The following is a 16,893-nucleotide window of genomic DNA, read 5'->3' as shown; positions in this document are numbered from 1 at the left end:
GTCGCAGCGTCCCGGGCCGTCGGGAGGCCCGAAAGGCCGGTTATTCTGGGGTTCCCGCCCACACGCACCAACATCGGGAGTGCCAGTGGCACGCGTCGTCGTCGACGTCATGCTCAAGCCGGAGATCCTCGACCCCCAGGGCCAGGCGGTGCAGCGTGCACTGCCGCGTCTGGGATTTGCCGGGATCTCCGACGTCCGTCAGGGAAAGCGCTTCGAACTCGAGCTGGACGGCCCGGCAGACGAGGCCACCCTGGCCCGTATCCGGGAAGCAGCCGAGACCTTCCTCGCCAACACCGTGATCGAGGACTTCACCGTGCGAGTCGAGGAGGAGGCAAAGTGACCGTCCGCGTCGGCGTCGTCACTTTTCCCGGTTCCCTCGACGACCGCGACGCCCAGCGCGCGGTCCGCCTGGCCGGCGCCGAGCCGGTCGCCCTCTGGCACCGCGACAAGGACATCCACCAGGTGGACGCGGTCGTGCTGCCCGGCGGCTTCTCCTACGGCGACTACCTGCGCTGCGGAGCCATCTCGCGCTTCTCTCCGGTGATGGACACCGTCATCGCGCAGGCCAGGGACGGGATGCCGGTGCTCGGCATCTGCAACGGCTTCCAGGTGCTCTGCGAGTCGCATCTGCTGCCCGGTGCGCTCACCCGCAACGACAGCCTGCACTTCGTCTGCCGCGACCAGAAGCTGCGCATCGAGAACGCCGGCACCGCCTGGACCTCCGACTACGCCCAGGACCAGGAGATCACCGTCCCGCTGAAGAACGGCGAGGGCCGTTTCGTCGCGGACGAGCACACCCTGGACGCCCTGGAGGCCGAGGGCCGGGTCGTGGCCCGCTACCTGGACGTCAACCCCAACGGGTCGTACCGCGACATCGCCGGCATCAGCAACGCGGCCGGCAATGTGGTCGGCCTGATGCCGCACCCCGAGCACGCCGTGGAACCGCTCACCGGCCCCGGCACCGAGGGTCTCGGGTTCTTCACCTCGATCCTGAGGAAGCTGGTCAACGCCTGATGTCGCAGAAGCACCTCGACACCGTCTCGCACGCCGCCGAGACCCCCGACGCAGAGCAGCCGTGGGCCGAGCTGGGCCTCAAGCAGGACGAGTACCAGCGCATCCGGGACATCCTCGGCCGCCGCCCCACCGGCGCCGAGCTGGCGATGTACTCCGTCATGTGGTCCGAGCACTGCTCCTACAAGTCCAGCAAGGTCCACCTCAAGCAGTTCGGCGAGAAGGCCCCGGCCTCCGACGCCATGCTGGTGGGCATCGGTGAGAACGCCGGCGTCGTCGACGTCGGCCAGGGCTACGCGGTCACCTTCAAGGTGGAGTCGCACAACCACCCCTCCTACATCGAGCCCTACCAGGGTGCCGCCACCGGCATCGGCGGCATCGTCCGCGACATCCTGGCCATGGGAGCCCGCCCGGTCGCGGTGATGGACCCGCTGCGGTTCGGCGCCGCCGACCACCCGGACACCAAGCGGGTGCTGCCCGGTGTGGTCGCCGGCATCGGCGGCTACGGCAACTGCCTGGGCCTGCCCAACATCGGCGGCGAGATCGTCTTCGACCCCTGCTACCAGGGCAACCCGCTGGTCAACGCCCTCTGCGTGGGCGTGATGAAGCACGAGGACATTCACCTCGCCAAGGCCTCCGGCGCCGGCAACCAGGTCATCCTCTACGGTGCCCGCACCGGCGGCGACGGCATCGGCGGCGTCTCCGTGCTCGCCTCCGAGACCTTCTCCGACAGCGGCCCGGCCAAGCGCCCCGCGGTGCAGGTCGGCGACCCCTTCCAGGAGAAGCTGCTCATCGAGTGCACCCTTGAGGTCTTCGCCGAGAAGCTGGTCGTCGGCATCCAGGACCTCGGCGGCGCCGGCCTCTCCTGCGCCACCAGCGAGCTGGCCTCGGCCGGCTCCGGCGGTATGCGGGTCGAGCTGGACCGGGTGCCGCTGCGTGATGCGACGCTCTCGCCCGAGGAGATCCTCATGAGCGAGTCGCAGGAGCGCATGTGCGCCATCGTCGAGCCCGGCAAGGTCGCCCGCTTCCTGGAGATCTGCGAGAAGTGGGATGTCATCGCCACCGTGATCGGCGAGGTCACCGACGGCGAGCGGCTGGAGATCTTCTGGCACGGCGAGCAGGTGGTGGACGTACCGCCGCGCACCGTCGCGCACGAGGGCCCGACCTATCAGCGCCCCTACGCCCGCCCCGACTGGCAGGACGAGCTCCAGGCCGACGCCCCCACCGCCGAGCGCCTCAAGCGCCCGGTCAGCGGTGACGAGCTGAAGGCCGCGCTGCTCACGCTGGCCGCGCACCCCAACCAGGCCGACAAGTCCTGGGTCACCTCGCAGTACGACCGCTATGTGCTCGGCAACACGGTGCTTGCCCAGCCCGAGGACTCCGGCATGATCCGCATCGACGAGGAGACCAACCTCGGCGTCGCGATCGCCACCGACGGCAACGGCCGCTACGCCAAGCTGGACCCGTACACCGGTGCCCAGCTGGCACTGGCCGAGGCCTACCGCAATGTCGCCGCCACGGGCGCCAAGCCGCTGGCCGTCACCGACTGCCTCAACTTCGGCTCGCCCGAGGACCCCGCCGTCATGTGGCAGTTCGCCGAGGCCTGCCGTGGCCTGGCCGACGCCTGCCAGGTGCTGGGCACCCCGGTCACCGGTGGCAATGTCTCCCTTTACAACCAGACCGGCGAGACCGCCATCCACCCCACCCCGGTGGTGGGTGTGCTCGGCGTCATCGACGACGTCAACCGGCGTACGCCGATGGCCTTCGCCGAGGAGGGGCAGCTGATCTACCTCCTCGGTGACACCGAGGACGAGCTCGGCGGCTCCGCCTGGGCCCAGGTCGCCCACGACCACCTGGGCGGCCTGCCGCCCAAGGTGGACCTGGAGCGCGAGCGGCTGCTGGGCGAGATCCTGATCGCGGCCTCCCGTGACGGCATGATCGACGCGGCCCACGACCTCTCCGACGGCGGTCTGGCGCAGGCCCTGGTGGAGAGCTGCCTCAAGGGTGGTCGCGGCGCCCGCATCGTGGTGCCGCAGGGAACCGACCCCTTTGTGCTGCTCTTCTCGGAGTCGGCCGGCCGGGCGATCGTCGCGGTGCCGCGCAGTGAGGAACTGCGTTTCACCGACATGTGCGGCGCCCGGGGCCTGCCCGCCGCCCGCATCGGTGTGGTGGACGGGGACTCGATCGAGATCCAGGGCCACTTCTCCGTGGCGCTCGACGAGCTGCGCACCGCCCACCTGGAGACCTTCCCGGCGCTGCTGGGCTGAGTCCTCCCGGTCCGGCGGCACCGGGATCCGCCGCCATCGAGTGCCCCCGGGCGGTTCGCCGTCCGGGGGCACTGTGCCGCCTGCCCCCGCCTCACCGGCGCTGCGCACTCCGGGTCCGCGGCAGGGCACCCCAGCGGCTGCTCGGTGCCCGTCCCGCACGGCAGCCGCCGCCGCGGATCGTGCGTACGCCCAGGTCCTGCTGGCTAGGCTCGGCGCATGCCGCAGCCGCGTACCGCCAAGGCCACCCGCCGCCCCCGCCGCTATGACCCCGCGAAGGTCCGTGAGGCTCTGGTCTCGCAGACCGATGCGATCCACGAGGCCGTCCACAGCCTGTGTGCACACCCCCGGGCTGAGGCGCTGCTGGCGGCGCCCACCCGGCTGGGCGAGTGGACCGTCGCCGACCTGGTGGTCCATCTGTGCTGGGTGATGGGCTGGGCGCCGGCCCATCTCCACGATCCGGTGCCGGAGGGTGAGCCCCTGACGCTGACCGGTTGGGCGCTGGCCACCCGGACCGCTGCCGCCGGTATCGACGAGGCGGCCCGGCAGCGGCCCGCCGAGTCGCCGGCCGCGCTGGCCGAGCGGTTCGACCGGGAGCGGGACGCCCTGCACCGGATGCTGACCGGGCCCGAGGCCGCGGACCCGGAGCGCCGCGTGGTGGTGCGGTTCGGAACGATCGGACTTGCGGACTTCCTGGTGACCCGGCTGCTGGAGACCGTGGTCCATGCGGACGACCTCGCCGACGCGGTGGAGCGCGCCGCCCGTGCACAGGGTGTGGACGGACCAGTGCACGCACCGGATGCGTTCCGCCACGACCGGCAGGCGCTGGCCGCCGCGGCCAGGCTGCTCGCCGACACCCTGGCCGAGGCGGCCCCCGGTGGTGCGGTGGAACTGCGGGTGCCGCCGTACGCGGTGGTGCAGTGCGTGGCGGGCCCCCGGCACACCCGGGGCACTCCGCCCAACGTGGTGGAGACCGATCCGCTGACCTGGATCCGCCTGGCCACCGGCCGGACCTCCTGGGCCGACGCGGTGGAGTCGGCCGCGGTCTCGGCGAGCGGGGAGCGCAGCGATCTCTCGGCCGTCCTGCCGGTGATGGGCTGACTTCGGTTCGGGCCGCACCCTCATGGGTCGACCGCCCCGGGACGAGCCAGCCGTACGGTGTCCAGCAGCAGCCCGTGGGCGAGGGCGGAGAGCCCCTCAGGCCGGTCGTCGAGCGCTCGGCGGAGCAGTTCCCTCACCCGGTCGGCCTCGGCCGGGCAGAGGGCCGCCGCAGCGCCCAGTGAAGGCGCCGCAAGCGCCTGCCGCGTCTGCTCGGCGACCTCCCGTACGGAGCGTGCCGCGCCGGCCCAGACCTGCTGCAGAGCGGTCCGGCCGCGGGGCGGGGCCGGCTGCCCGCTGCCGCCGCTCATCCGACCCCTCCGGCCGGTGCGTGCAACCCCGTGGCAGGTGCGCGGCGCCCTCCGACGGGGGCGTGCCGCGCGGCGGCCGGGGTGCGGCGCCGGGGCGGACGCCTGTGGGGGAGCCGGTCGAGTGCGGTCCGGTGGGAGAGCGCCGCCTCCAGCCGATCGGCGCAGGCCTCGGCGGCCGCGGAGGCGTGCCGCAGCCGCTCGGCCGCCGCCGGTGCCTCCCGGGCGCGCCGGCGCAGGCGCCGTCGGAACTCCCCGGCCGGATCCGGCCGCTGCGGGATGTCGGTGGCCGGGTGGGGCCGGTGGAGGGTGTCCGCGGCGCGACGCAGGCAGACCGCGCAGCCGTCCGTCTCCTCGGCCAGCAGTCGCAGCCGCACGGCCAGCAGGCGCAGGCCGTGCACCGTGTCGCCGTCGGGTGCCGGCGTGGTCGGTGGCGCTGCCGCTCCCCGGCATGCCGCCCGCGCTCCGGCAGCGGGCGCAGTCGAGGCAGCCGCCGCTGTGGACGGTGTCGCCGTCATGATTCCTCCCCGTTCGTGGTGCGGGGAGATCAGGGCGCCCTGGTGCGCCATCACCCTGCGCACCGGTCAGTCCGAGGCCACCGTAGGCGAGCCGGTGCCGCCGCGGACAGGGGCCGGAGTGGACACCACTCGTACGAGCGAGTTCCCCCGTGATCGGATTGACGGCCGTGCCCGAGAGCGACCCGGTGTGACCAGGGTCATGCCCTGAGGGGCCCGCCGATCTGCCGTCTACGCGCGTCAATGACGAGGTGGCCCGTCCCCCGTTCGGTCGGACCGCGCCCACTGCCCTAGACTCGAAGACGTGCCACGTGGTGACGGACGACTCAACCACGATCTTCTTCCCGGCGAGAAGGGCCCCCAAGACGCCTGCGGCGTCTTCGGAGTCTGGGCCCCGGGCGAGGAGGTCGCCAAACTCACCTACTTCGGGCTGTATGCCTTGCAGCACCGCGGACAGGAGTCCGCGGGCATCGCAGTGAGCAACGGCTCCCAGATCCTGGTCTTCAAGGACATGGGACTTGTGTCCCAGGTCTTCGACGAGACCTCCCTCGGTTCCCTCAACGGCCATATCGCCGTGGGTCACGCCCGCTACTCCACCACCGGTTCGTCGGTGTGGGAGAACGCGCAGCCGACCTTCCGGGCGACCGCGAGCGGCTCCCTGGCCCTCGGCCACAACGGCAACCTGGTGAACACCGCCGAGCTTGCCCGGATGGTCGCCGAGCTGCCCGGCGAGGAGCATGTCTCGCGCTCCGGGCGCAGCGCGGCCACCAATGACACCGACCTGGTGACGGCGCTGCTGGCCGGGCATCCGGACCTCTCCATCGAGGAGACGGCCCGCCGGGTGCTCCCGTCCGTCAAGGGCGCCTTCTCGCTGGTCTTCATGGACGAGCACACCCTCTACGCCGCCCGCGACCCGCAGGGCATCCGCCCGCTGGTGCTGGGCCGGCTGGAGCGCGGCTGGGTGGTCGCCTCGGAGACCGCCGCCCTGGACATCGTCGGCGCCAGCTACATCCGTGAGGTGGAGCCCGGCGAGCTGATCGCGGTGGACGAGAACGGCATGCGGGCGTCCCGCTTCGCCGAGGCCAGGCCCAAGGGCTGCGTCTTCGAGTACGTCTACCTGGCCCGCCCGGACACCACCATCGCCGGCCGCAATGTGCACCTCTCCCGGGTGGAGATGGGCCGCAGGCTGGCCGCCGAGGCCCCGGCCGAGGCGGACATGGTGATAGCGACGCCGGAGTCCGGCACCCCCGCCGCCATCGGCTACGCCGAGGCCAGCGGCATCCCCTACGGCTCCGGCCTGGTGAAGAACGCCTATGTGGGCCGCACCTTCATCCAGCCCAGCCAGACCATCCGGCAGCTGGGCATCCGCCTGAAGCTCAACCCGCTCAAGGAGGTCATCGCCGGGAAGCGGCTGGTGGTCGTGGACGACTCCATCGTCCGCGGCAACACCCAGCGGGCCCTGGTGCGGATGCTCCGCGAGGCCGGTGCCGCCGAGGTCCACATCCGGATCTCGTCGCCGCCGATCAAGTGGCCCTGCTTCTTCGGCATCGACTTCGCCACCCGGGCGGAGCTGATCGCCAACGGCCTGACGGTCGAGGAGATCGGCAAGTCGCTGGGGGCCGACTCGCTGGCCTTCATCTCGATAGAGGGCATGGTCGAGGCCACCACCCAGCCCAAGGACCGGCTCTGCCGGGCCTGCTTCGACGGTGAGTACCCGATGGAGCTGCCCGACCCGGAGCTGCTGGGCAAGCACCTCCTGGAGGCCGAGATCGCCTCCGGCCGGCAGCAGTCCGCCGCCCGCGGCAAGGCCGCGGCCCAGCTGACCGATCTGGACGGCGTGCAGACCCTGCTGGGCGGCGGCGGAGCCGCCGACGCACTGCGCCGCCCGTAGCAGCCGCCGACGGGCCCGTACCGACCGTGTACGGGCCCGCGGCCGCCGCATTCCGCACACGCACCACTCCCCCGACCCGAGAGGGCCGCTCCCGTGACCGAACAGACCTCCTCCGCGACCGCCCAGGGCGCCACCTACGCGGCGGCAGGCGTCGACATCGAGGCCGGCGACCGCGCCGTCGAGCTGATGAAGCAGTGGGTCGGAAAGGCCACCCGACCCGAGGTGGTCGGCTCCATCGGCGGCTTCGCCGGGCTCTTCGACGCCTCGGCCCTCAAGCGGTACCAGCGGCCGATGCTGGCGACCTCCACCGACGGCGTGGGCACCAAGGTGGCCATCGCCCAGGCCATGGACCGTCACGACACCATCGGTCGCGACCTGGTCGGCATGGTGGTGGACGACCTGGTGGTCTGCGGCGCCGAGCCGCTCTTCATGACCGACTACATCGCCACCGGCAAGGTCCACCCCGAGCGCATCGCGGCCATCGTCAAGGGCATCGCCGAGGGCTGTGTGCTGGCCGGCTGCGCGCTGGTCGGCGGGGAGACCGCCGAGCACCCGGGGCTGCTGTCGCCGGACGAGTACGACGTGGCCGGGGCCGGCACCGGGGTGGTGGAGGCGGACGCACTGCTGGGCGCCGACCGGGTCAGGGCCGGCGACGTGGTGATCGCCATGGCCGCCTCCGGGCTGCACTCCAACGGCTACTCGCTGGTGCGTCACGTCCTGCTGGAGCGGGCCGGCTGGCAGCTCGACCGGGAGGTGCCGGAGTTCGGCCGCACCCTGGGCGAGGAGCTGCTGGAGCCCACCCGGATCTACTCACTGGACTGCCTGGCACTTGCCCGCTCCGCCGAGATCCACGCCTTCTCGCACGTCACCGGCGGTGGCCTGGCCGCCAACCTGGCCCGGGTGATCCCGGACCACCTGCACGCCCGGCTGGACCGCGGCACCTGGACCCCACTGCCGGTCTTCCAGACCGTCGCCGAGGTGGGCAAGGTGGCCCTGCCGGAGGTCGAGAAGACCCTCAACATGGGTGTCGGAATGGTCGCCGTGGTCCCGCCGGAGTCGGTCGACGTGGTGCTCTCGGTGCTGGCCGACCGCGATGTGGAGGCATGGCTGCTGGGCGACGTGGTGGACCGCGCCGCCGAGCACCAGGCCGGGGCGACGCTCTACAACGCCTATCCCACGGCGGGCTGAGCCGCCCGCAGACGCCAAGGTCCGGACCGGGGTGTGAGATCCCGGTCCGGTCCTGAGGCGGTGACGAGGAGGCTAGGCGCCCCGGCGGGAACGGGACTCGTCCTCGCCGTCGTCCTCGTCGGCGTAGTAGTCCGCATACGCCGCGTAAGGGTCGTCCTCGTCGTCATCGTCCTCGAACGGCTCGCCGTTGACCGGCACCGGCTCGTTCGACGGTACGCCCAGCTCCTGGGACAGACGGGAAGCGTCGAAGCCGCCGCTGTTGTACTTCAGCTGGCGGGCGACCTTCGTCTGCTTGGCCTTGGCCCGGCCGCGCCCCATGGGTCGACCCCCTCAACGACGGGGCACACGGCCCCGAGTCTGACACGCGTTCATGTTCGGCAACGGCCTCTCCAACCGAGAGGACCGCTCCTTAGAGCAACAACGGTACCTGCTTCCGTCGCCGGGCGGTACGTCGCCCGTGCGACGTGGCGCACTCTACCGCGCTTCGCGGCCGCGTCGTTCCTGGTCACGAGGGTAGCCGACAGCCGCCGCGCAGGTGTCGGAGGAGCCGTCCGGCGGCCCTCCGGACACTGATTATCCCCCGCCAGAGGGCCTTGCATCCCCCGTACGGAGCCATCGACTGAGAATCCGGTTCTTCTTTGGCGCCCGGGGACGCACGACGGTCACCGGTGCGGCGCCCCGGGAGGCGCCGCACCGGTGACCGATCTCACACCGCCGACGGCGGCGGAAGGGCTATCGGCGGGTGCGTCCGTCCGGCAGCAGGATGGTGCGCAGCCGGCCGACCTCCGACATCCGGCGCTCGGCGAGCCGGTCCGCGGCCACCGCCGGGGGAACGCCGTCCGAGGTCGCCAGCGCGAAGATCTCCAGGGTGGTGTCGTAGATCCGGGCGGCCTTGGTACGGGCCCGCTCGAAGGAGAACCCGTCGATCTCGTCGGCGACCTGGATCACCCCGCCGGCGTTCACCACGTAGTCCGGCGCGTAGAGGATGCCCCGGTCGGCGAGGTCCTTCTCCACACCCGGATGGGCGAGCTGGTTGTTGGCCGCGCCGCAGACCACCGAGGCGGTGAGGACGGGGACGCTGGCGTCGTTGAGGGCCCCGCCGAGGGCGCAGGGCGCGTACACGTCGAGGTCGGCCCGGATGAGCGCCTCCACGTCCGCGACCACGTGCACCTGGGGGTGCTCGGCGCGGACCCGGGCCAGTGAGGCCTGGTCGATGTCGGTGACCAGTACCGTCGCGCCGTCCTCCACCAGGTGCCGCACCAGGTGGTGGCCGACCTTGCCGACGCCGGCGACCCCGACCCGGCGGCCGGTCAGCGAGGGGGAGCCCCAGCGGTGCTGCGCGCTGGCACGCATGCCCTGGAAGACGCCGTAGGCGGTGAGCACCGAGGAGTCCCCGGCGCCCCCGTGCTCCGGGGAGCGGCCGGTGACCCAGTCGCACTCCCGGGCGATCACGTCCATGTCGGCGACATAGGTGCCGACGTCGCAGGCGGTGATGTAGCGACCGCGCAGCGACTGCACGAAGCGGCCGTAGGCGCGCAGCAGCGCCTCCGTCTTGACCTCGGCGGGGTCGCCGATGATCACGGCCTTGCCGCCGCCGTGGTCCAGGCCTGCAAGCGCGTTCTTGTACGACATGCCGCGCGAGAGGTTGAGCGCGTCCTGCACGGCCTCCTCCTCGGAGGCGTACGGGTAGAAGCGCGTTCCGCCGAGCGCGGGGCCCAGGGCGGTGGAGTGGATGGCGATGACGGCCTTGAGGCCGGAGTGCCGGTCGTGGCACAGGACGATCTGCTCGTGCCCGTCTCCGGGCGCTCCCTCGGACTCGGTTCCGAAGATGCGGCTGAGCACCCCTGCTCGGGTGGGCGGGGCTGACTCGGTGTGTACGTCGGTCACTGTGGTGACTCCCGTGTGTACGGCCCGCTGCTGTGGGTGCGGGCTCCTGACCGAAGCGTAGGTCCTTGCGCTCGGGCGCGGGTATGCGGCGGGCTGGATGTCACCCTGGTGGTTGCCGAAGCGGTCCCGGGCCACGGCCCGGTGCGCTCCGGTGCCTCGGCGCCCGTCCCGCCGGGGAGCCTCCCAAAGCACCCCCGGCCCCGCGCGCCGCGTGCGACGATGCCTAGCGTGACCGCCGTGCGCACCTCGGTACTCCCGCCGTATGCCGCCTACTTGCGCGTGTACGAGCCGCTGGCCGCCTTCCCGGAGCCGGAGAGGGCCCAGTGGCAGACGTATGCGGTGGAGCACGGGCCCGCCGACGGGTCGCCCGGGGCCGCCCCCTCGGCGCTGGCCGAGCGCCGGCGCAGCCTGGCGGAGCTGGTCACGGTGACCCCCAAGGCGCTGCCCGAGCGGGAGAGCCGGGACGCCCTGGTGCGGGTCGCGGACGGCGTCGTCTACATCTGCCCCTCACGGATCCGGCTGCGCAGCTGGCTGGCGCTGGAGGAACTCAAGGAGGAGCTCCCGGCGCCGCTGCTGGACGCGGTGCTGCCGCCCGCGGTGCGGGAGCAGGCCGAGGCGGACTGGAACCGCTGGCGGGGCGACCACCCGGACACCCGGCCGTGGATCCTCACCCGTACCTGGCATGTGCCGGTGCGCTGGTTCCTGCTCTTCTCCGAGGAGGAGCGCCACTTCTCGCCGTCGCTGCCCGCGCTGCCCGCCGGGGAGGGCGACGGCGGCGGCGGGCGCCCGGCGGCTCCGGCCTCGCTCTTCTATCTGACGCCCATGGCGCAGGCCCGGCGGCGGCTGGCCCGCGGCTACCGGGTGCTGCGGGAGAACCTGGATGAGGGGCCGCTGGTCTCCGGGGTGGAGCAGGTGGGCCGCTGGCTGGAGGAGTTCCACCCGAGGTCGCTGGTGGAGCTGGACTACGGCGGCCTGGTGCACGCGATCCCGGAGGCGCGGCTGGCGGACGACCGCTCGGCGGCCGAGGTGGCCGAGGGGATCGCGGCGCTGCGGGCAGGGGACGGCGACCGGGCCGGGCAGGCGTATCGGACGGTGACCGAGCGGTGGCGCCTGGTACAGGAACTGCTGTACGCGAACTGAGCCTGGTCGGAGCGGGTGGCGGCTTTCCGCCAACGCCGTATTGCGCCATGCCCGAACGGGGGACTCGTCGGACATGCGTGGCATCCTGCGTATCGGCGGAACGTGATGCTACTCACCGTTGACGCCAAGTAGTCCCTATGTGTCAAAATAGGACAACCAGACCAGCTGTCTGCGGGTGTGCCCACTTTTGGGTGGATCCACGGGAGGATGTGGTCTTTGCGGCAGGCTGTCCGTCTGCCTGTGCCATGACCGATCGTCACTCCCGGGTGACTGTCCGCTATGGCATGGTCCATCGCGATCCGTCGACCTTGGCCCCCTGAGGTGCCAATTCCGGCGGTTTGGCCGACCGGGCTGGACGGATGGTGTAGTTGTAGTCCCGAGGACAAGCCGTTCGTCCTATTACCGACTCGGCCCGTGTATGCCATTTCGGGCATCGCGGGTCAAGGTGCAGAATTTGAAGGAAAGAACCGTGTTGGTTCGGTTCTCCCGAGGAGGCCGCTCATGACCGCTCGCACCCCTGACGCCGAGCCGCTGCTGACGCCGGCTGAGGTCGCCACCATGTTCCGCGTGGACCCCAAGACGGTCACGCGCTGGGCCAAGGCAGGCAAGCTGACGTCGATTCGCACGCTCGGCGGGCACCGCCGCTATCGAGAGGCGGAGGTTCGCGCCCTGCTTGCGGGGATCCCGCAGCAGCGCAGCGAGGCCTGACGCCTCGACGGCGGCCCTTCCAGGGTCTCCGGCGGGTGTACGCCAGCGAAGCGTCCACCTCCGGGACCGGGAGCTCAGGGTCCCCAGCAGTACCGCTCAAGAGGTCGTATCGGACTCCGCCGGGTCCGATGCGGCCTCTCTGCATATCCGGTCGGTGCGCCCGGATCCGCTGTGCAATTTCATATGTTAAATCGAGGGTCCTCCGGGGAGGCCCCGCAGACACCCGTCTCAGCGGAACTTCAGTGACACCTGTCACATCGACGGGCCTCTTGCGCGGTTCAGCGGCTTGCGATATTGGTCCAGACCTTCATGAGGTCACCTCCCCGAGGCCCGCCCGACAGTACACCGCGCCGGAGCCCCGTCGTACCCGTCGAACGGCGGGTACGACCCGCAGCGGAGGCCGGCCTGTGCGGGGGCGGGCGGGGACGCGGCGCCGAAGAGGGCACGGCAAAGGCGAGGGGCCCGGAGTCTGTGACTCCGGGCCCCTCGCCCACTGCGATCCCGACGGGACTTGAACCCGCGACCTCCACCTTGACAGGGTGGCGAGCTAACCAACTGCTCCACGGGACCAGGATCGATCGTCGCTGCTCGCGCGGCGACAACACTGATGTTACTGCATGCGGAGCCCCAGGTCGAACTGCCTCCCGGGGCTCCGCGACGGCTCAGGCGGCGGCCGCCCGGTCCATGGCCTTGAGGATCCGCTTCTCCGAGATCGGCGTCGGCGTGCCGAGGGTCTGGGCGAAGAAGCTCACCCGCAGCTCCTCCAGCATCCACCGGATCTGCCGCACCTCCTCCGAGGGACGCACGCCCGCGGGCAGCGAAGCCAGCAGCTCCGCGTACTCCTGCTGGAGCTGCTCCACCCGCCGCAGATGCTGCAGATCGCGCTGGGGGTGCTCGGGCAGGGACTCCAGACGGCGCTCCGCGGCCAGCAGATAGCGCCTGAGGTCGGGCAGCCTCGCCCAGCCGGTCCCGGTGACGAAACCGGGATGCACCAGCGCTGCCAGCTGGGCCCTGACGTCCGACACGGCCGGCAGCAGCACCGGACTGGAGATCGCCTTCAGACGGTTGGCCGCCCGCTGGAAGGCGATCAGCGCCGAGGCCGTCTTCAGGGTGGTGTCCGCGGCGGTGTCGTACAGCTCCGCCCGTACCTGGTCGCGAAGCTTGCCGAAGCCCTCCTCGTCCCAGGCCGGGCCGCCGGCGTCCGCCGTCAGCTTGTCGGTCGCGCAGCAGACGATGTCCTCGAAGAGGGCGCCGATGCTGCCGTGGGGGTTGTTGGAGAGCGCCAGCTTGGCCTGGTTGCCCAGCCGGCCCTGGATCGACTTCACCGGGGAGGGGGTGGTCAGCACCAGCAGCCGCCGGGTGCCCGCCCACATGGCGTGCTGCTGCTCCTCGGGGGTGTCGAACAGCCGGACCGCGACCGAGCCGCCCTCGTCCGCCAGCGCCGGATAGGCCCGGATGGAGTGGCCGCGGCTGCGCCGCTCGAAGGTGCGGGGCAGGACCGGGGTGCCGGACGGCCAGGCGGTGAGGCCCTGCTGCTCCAGGCCCTCGTCGGAGGCGGCCGACGACAGGGTGGCCTTGAGCTTGGGTTTCAGCCGCAGCCGCAGCTCCTCCAGGTCCTTGGACTCGGCCAGCCGTCGGCGGCGCTCGTCCACAACCCGGAAGGTGATCTGCAGATGGTCCGGGACCGGGGTCTGTCCCCAGGCCTCCGGCGGGACGGTCACCCCGGTCATCCGCCGCAGCTCCCGCTCCAGCGCAGGCAGCAGCGCCTCCTGGCGCGGGGTCAGCTTCTGCAGCACCGCCTTGGCGAAGTTGGGCGCGGGGACGAAGTTGCGGCGGACCGCCTTGGGCAGTGACCGGATCAGCGCGGTGACCAGCTCCTCCCGGAGCCCCGGGATCTGCCAGTCGAAGCCCTCGGAGGAGACCTGGTTGAGCACCGGCAGCGGGATGTGCACCGTGACGCCGTCAGCGTCGCTGCCCGGCTCGAACTGGTACGTCAGCCGGAAGCGCAGCTTCCCCTGGTACCAGTGGTCGGGGTAGTCCTCCTCGGTGACACCGCCCGCGGACTGGTTGATCAGCATCGACTTCTCGAAGTTCAGCAGGTCCGGCTGCTCGCGCCGGGTCTGCTTCCACCAGGAGTCGAAGTGCCGGGCGGAGACCACATCCTCCGGCAGCCGGTGGTCGTAGAAGTCGAACAGGGTCTCGTCGTCGACCAGGATGTCGCGGCGCCTGGCCCGGTTCTCCAGCTCCTCCACCTCCGACAGCAGCCGGCGGTTGGCGGAGAAGAACTGATGGTGGGTCTCCCAGTCGCCCTCCACCAGGGCGTTGCGGATGAACAGCTCCCGGCAGAGCTCCGGGTCGATCCGTCCGTAGTTGACCTTGCGCTGGGCCACGATCGGGATGCCGTAGAGGGTCACCTTCTCGTAGGCCAGGACCGCTCCGGCCTTCTTCTCCCAGTGCGGCTCGCTGTAGGTGCGCTTGATCAGATGGCCGGCGAGCGGCTCCACCCACTCGGGCTCGATCTTCGCGTTGATCCGCGCCCACAGCCGGGAGGTCTCCACCAGCTCGGCGGACATCACCCAGCGGGGCGGCTTCTTGAAGAGACCCGACCCGGGGAAGACCGCGAAGCGCGCCCCGCGGGCGCCCACGTACTCCCGCTTCTCCACGTCCATCAGGCCGATGTGGGAGAGCAGCCCGGCCAGCAGCGAGGTGTGGATGCGCTGGGCGTCGGGCTCGGCCCCGGGAACCGGCTCGGTGATGTGGACGCCCAGCTGCTTGGCCACCGTGCGCAGCTGGGTGTAGATGTCCTGCCACTCCCGTATGCGCAGGTAGTTGAGGTAGTCCGTGCGGCACATCCGGCGGAAGGCGGAGGAGGAGAGCTCCTTCTGCTGCTCCCGGACGTAGCGCCACAGATTGAGGTACGCCAGGAAGTCCGAGGTCTCGTCGGCGAAGCGGCGGTGCTTCTCGTCGGCCGCCTGCCGCTTCTCGCTGGGCCGCTCGCGGGGGTCCTGGATGGAGAGCGCCGCGGCGATCACCATCACCTCGCGAACGCAGCCGTTGCGGTCGGCCTCCAGCACCATCCGGGCCAGCCGGGGGTCCACCGGCAGCTGGGCGAGCTTGCGGCCGAGCTGGGTGAGGCGCTTACGGGGGTCCTTCTGCGCCGGGTCGAGGGCGCCCAGCTCATGCAGCAGGTTGACGCCGTCGCGGATGTTGCGGGAGTCCGGCGGGTCGATGAAGGGGAAGGCGGCGATGTCGCCGAGGCCCGCCGCGGTCATCTGCAGGATGACGGAGGCCAGGTTGGTGCGCAGGATCTCCGCGTCGGTGAACTCGGGGCGGGAGAGGAAGTCCTCCTCCGAGTACAGCCGGATGCAGATGCCGTCGGAGGTGCGGCCGCAGCGGCCCTTGCGCTGGTTGGCGCTGGCCTGGCTGATCGCCTCGATCGGCAGTCGCTGCACCTTGGTGCGGTGGCTGTAGCGGGAGATGCGGGCGGTGCCCGGATCGATGACGTACTTGATGCCGGGGACGGTGAGCGAGGTCTCCGCGACATTGGTGGCCAGGACGATGCGGCGGCCCCGGTGCTGCTGGAAGACCCGGTGCTGCTCGGCGGAGGAGAGCCTGGCGTACAGCGGCAGAACCTCGGTGTCCCGCAGCCCCAGTTTGCCCAGGGCGTCGGCGGTGTCGCGGATCTCCCGCTCACCGGAGAGGAAGACCAGGATGTCGCCGGGGCCCTCGGCCTGCAGCTCCGTCGCGGCGTCGCAGATCGCCTGCACCTGGTCGCGGTCGCGCTCCACCTCCTCCGCTCCGTCGCCCTCCTCCACGATCGGGCGGTAGCGGACCTCCACGGGGTAGGTCCGCCCGGAGACCTCGATGATCGGGGCGTCGCCGAAGTGGCGGGAGAACCGCTCCGGGTCGATGGTGGCGGAGGTGATCACGACCTTGAGGTCGGGGCGGCGCGGCAGCAGCTGCTTGAGGTAGCCCAGGATGAAGTCGATGTTGAGGCTGCGCTCATGGGCCTCGTCGATGATCAGGGTGTCGTACTGGCGCAGCTCGCGGTCGGTCTGGATCTCGGCCAGCAGGATGCCGTCGGTCATCAGCTTGACCAGGGTGTCCTGGCCGACCTGGTCGGTGAAGCGGACCTTCCAGCCGACCGCCTCGCCCAGCGGGGTGTTCAGCTCCTCGGCGACCCGGTCGGCGACGGTGCGGGCGGCGATCCGGCGCGGCTGGGTGTGGCCCACCAGGCCCTTGATCCCCCGGCCCAGCTCCAGGCAGATCTTGGGGATCTGGGTGGTCTTGCCGGAGCCCGTCTCACCGGCGACGATCACCACCTGGTGGTCCCGGATGGCCGCCGCGATGTCGTCCTTCTTCCGGGCGACCGGCAGCTCCTCGGGATAGCTGATCGCCGGTACGGCGGCCCGGCGCTGCTCCAGCCGCAACTCGGCCTTGTCGATCTCGGCTGCGATCTCCTCGGCGATGCTGCTGCGGGCCTCCGGGCTGCGCACCCGGCGGGCGCCGTCCAGCCGCCGTTCGAGCCGCCGCTGGTCGCGCAGCATCAGCTCGGGCAGCCGGGCCTGAAGGTCGGCGAACGGAGAACTCACTGAGGGCATCCCCATACAGTCGCAAGAAACGGCGGACGGTCGCACGCGGGTTTTCGCCGCGCAGCGTGGCCGCGGTCGGCTGCCGGTGTGCGGCAGCCGACCGGCCGGCTGACGCGGGGGCCGGCCCCGGCGCCGGAGGACGCGTGGCCCGGATGCCCGGTGCGGCCGGCTGCCCCCATCGGCCCTCGGTCCCGAAACGGGCCCGGAGACCGAGGATAGCTCCGAGCGGGACGGTTCCAGATTCCCGACCCGCCTGGACCATCCCCGGTCGCGGCTCCCGGCCATGGCGCG

Annotated in this window: 13 protein-coding genes and 1 tRNA gene; 8 read left to right on the top strand and 6 right to left on the bottom strand. The window is 71.6% G+C overall.

Features of this window, described 5'->3' with window-relative positions:
• The first annotated feature begins 85 nt into the window (after positions 1–85).
• The 4 genes from purS to AOK09_RS07345 all read left to right on the top strand — a co-directional run bounded on the left by purS (position 86) and on the right by AOK09_RS07345 (position 4,376).
• Entirely contained in the window at positions 86–340 is a 255-nt protein-coding gene (purS, locus tag AOK09_RS07360; protein ID WP_055586309.1) for a phosphoribosylformylglycinamidine synthase subunit PurS, read from the top strand.
• Complete coding sequence (purQ, locus tag AOK09_RS07355; protein WP_055586308.1) at positions 337–1,014, top strand: phosphoribosylformylglycinamidine synthase subunit PurQ; 678 nt, start codon at positions 337–339, stop codon at positions 1,012–1,014. The genes purS and purQ overlap by 4 nt, the downstream gene beginning before the upstream one ends.
• A complete protein-coding gene (gene purL, locus AOK09_RS07350) occupies positions 1,014–3,278 on the top strand; it encodes a phosphoribosylformylglycinamidine synthase subunit PurL (RefSeq protein ID WP_055586307.1) in 2,265 nt (754 codons plus the stop codon). The genes purQ and purL overlap by 1 nt, the downstream gene beginning before the upstream one ends.
• Positions 3,279–3,494: 216 nt before the next feature.
• A complete protein-coding gene (locus AOK09_RS07345; protein ID WP_055586306.1) occupies positions 3,495–4,376 on the top strand; it encodes a sterol carrier family protein in 882 nt (293 codons plus the stop codon).
• Positions 4,377–4,396: 20 nt separating this feature from the next.
• On the opposite strand, the gene AOK09_RS07340 is transcribed toward AOK09_RS07345, so the two are convergent.
• Positions 4,397–4,684 (bottom strand): hypothetical protein, encoded by a 288-nt coding sequence (locus AOK09_RS07340; RefSeq protein WP_055586305.1) that lies wholly within the window; start codon positions 4,682–4,684, stop codon positions 4,397–4,399.
• Positions 4,681–5,082: a hypothetical protein gene (locus tag AOK09_RS07335; protein WP_055586304.1), complete on the bottom strand. Its 402-nt coding sequence runs from the start codon at positions 5,080–5,082 to the stop codon at positions 4,681–4,683. Before AOK09_RS07335 ends, AOK09_RS07340 begins: the two co-directional genes overlap by 4 nt.
• Before the next feature lie 418 nt (positions 5,083–5,500).
• Between AOK09_RS07335 and purF the strand changes: the two genes are divergently transcribed.
• Complete coding sequence (gene purF / locus AOK09_RS07330; protein ID WP_055586303.1) at positions 5,501–7,087, top strand: amidophosphoribosyltransferase; 1,587 nt, start codon at positions 5,501–5,503, stop codon at positions 7,085–7,087.
• Positions 7,088–7,180: 93 nt separating this feature from the next.
• On the top strand, positions 7,181–8,275 hold the full coding sequence (gene purM / locus AOK09_RS07325; protein WP_055586302.1) for a phosphoribosylformylglycinamidine cyclo-ligase: 1,095 nt from the start codon (positions 7,181–7,183) through the stop codon (positions 8,273–8,275).
• Positions 8,276–8,347: 72 nt separating this feature from the next.
• On the opposite strand, the gene AOK09_RS07320 is transcribed toward purM, so the two are convergent.
• Positions 8,348–8,593: a DUF3073 domain-containing protein gene (locus AOK09_RS07320; RefSeq protein WP_055586301.1), complete on the bottom strand. Its 246-nt coding sequence runs from the start codon at positions 8,591–8,593 to the stop codon at positions 8,348–8,350.
• 414 nt (positions 8,594–9,007) lie between these two features.
• Complete coding sequence (locus AOK09_RS07315; RefSeq protein WP_055586300.1) at positions 9,008–10,162, bottom strand: Glu/Leu/Phe/Val dehydrogenase dimerization domain-containing protein; 1,155 nt, start codon at positions 10,160–10,162, stop codon at positions 9,008–9,010.
• Between the two features lie 219 nt (positions 10,163–10,381).
• Between AOK09_RS07315 and AOK09_RS07310 the strand changes: the two genes are divergently transcribed.
• A complete protein-coding gene (locus AOK09_RS07310) occupies positions 10,382–11,302 on the top strand; it encodes a hypothetical protein (protein WP_055586299.1) in 921 nt (306 codons plus the stop codon).
• A 501-nt stretch (positions 11,303–11,803) separates the two neighbouring features.
• Complete coding sequence (bldC, locus tag AOK09_RS07305) at positions 11,804–12,010, top strand: developmental transcriptional regulator BldC (protein ID WP_003949541.1); 207 nt, start codon at positions 11,804–11,806, stop codon at positions 12,008–12,010.
• Between the two features lie 496 nt (positions 12,011–12,506).
• Here the strand turns inward: bldC and AOK09_RS07300 are convergent.
• Both AOK09_RS07300 and hrpA read right to left on the bottom strand, forming a co-directional pair.
• Positions 12,507–12,580 (bottom strand) — tRNA-Asp (locus tag AOK09_RS07300).
• 92 nt (positions 12,581–12,672) lie between these two features.
• Entirely contained in the window at positions 12,673–16,611 is a 3,939-nt protein-coding gene (gene hrpA, locus AOK09_RS07295) for an ATP-dependent RNA helicase HrpA (protein WP_055586298.1), read from the bottom strand.
• Positions 16,612–16,893: the final 282 nt, after the last annotated feature.

The sequence above is a fragment of the Peterkaempfera griseoplana genome, from assembly GCF_001418575.1.
GTDB classification, from domain to species: domain Bacteria; phylum Actinomycetota; class Actinomycetes; order Streptomycetales; family Streptomycetaceae; genus Peterkaempfera; species Peterkaempfera griseoplana.
The sequence above is the reverse complement of the archived record's forward strand: the minus strand, read 5'-3'. Positions and strand labels throughout refer to the sequence as shown.